This window comes from Brevibacterium sp. FAM 24630, assembly GCF_049804075.1.
Taxonomy (GTDB): Bacteria; Actinomycetota; Actinomycetes; order Actinomycetales; family Brevibacteriaceae; genus Brevibacterium.
In genome coordinates this window covers 1-931 of sequence record NZ_JBNBZD010000062.1, presented here as the reverse complement: position 1 = coordinate 931, position 931 = coordinate 1, and the positions used below count along the sequence as shown (strand labels likewise).

Annotated in this window: 1 protein-coding gene; it reads right to left on the bottom strand. The window is 60.4% G+C overall.

Translation table 11 applies throughout. From position 1 onward, the window contains the following. Positions 1-880, bottom strand: a protein-coding gene (locus ACPUD7_RS17705) for an IS5 family transposase (protein ID WP_425120645.1) whose coding sequence is annotated in 2 segments (ribosomal slippage) — positions 1-522 and positions 524-880 — 879 coding nt in all. Because the reading frame shifts where the segments join, the coding sequence is not laid out codon by codon here. Positions 881-931 lie beyond the last annotated feature (51 nt).

Here is a 931-nt window from a genome sequence, read left to right as displayed (position 1 = left end):
CTAGGGCGTGTCTGATAAATGCTGTAACCAAGCGATGACACCGTTGAGCACGACAGCGGCTCGATAGACGACGGCGAGTTTGTCATAACGAGTGGCCAGTCCTCGCCACTGCTTCAAACGGGCGTACCCGCGCTCGATGACATTGCGGCCCTTGTATTTGATTGCATCGAACTTCGGTGGACGGCCACCCTTTGATCCTCGCCGGAGACGATGGCCTTGCTGATCGAAGGGTTCGGAGATGACTGCCTCGATCTTCCGCGACCGCAGCAGTGACCGATTCGCTCTCGACGAGTAGGCCTTGTCCCCAAGGACGGCGTCCGGGCGGGTGCGTCGACCGACCTGAAGGTTCTCCAACAGAGGAGCGAGCATCGGGCTGTCGCCGTCCTGGCCAGCGGTGCAGATCGACACCAGCGGCAGTCCGTGGCCATCGACGAGCTGATGAGTCTTTGTCGACAAGCCTCCGCGCGAGCGGCCGAAAGCGTGGTCAGGCGACTCGGTCAGCAGATCCTTGTAATTCGACAAGTCCCTTTTTTAGGCGGCTGATGTTCGTCGCGTGTTGATGTGCGCGAGCGATCGTGGAGTCGACAGAGACGGTGAAGTCGACCTTGTCATTCTTTGCTGCGTGAGCAGTCAGAACCTGGTGGATGGCATCCCAGGTGCCATCGGAAGCTAAGCGGCGGTGCCAGGTCCACACAGTCTGCCATTTGCCGAAGGTCTCGGGCAGATCGCGCCAGGCGATGCCGGTGCGGTAGCGGTAGATGATGCCCTCGACCATCTGTCTGGGGTCGGAGAAGGGGCGGCCTCGTCGGGCCGTCGGTGCCGGGAGGTAGTCGGCGATGAGGGCCCATTGGTCGTCAGTGAGCAGTTGAAATCGAGACACGTTTCCAGGGTTTCAGAATCACACCGGGATGTTTATCAGACACGCCCTAGG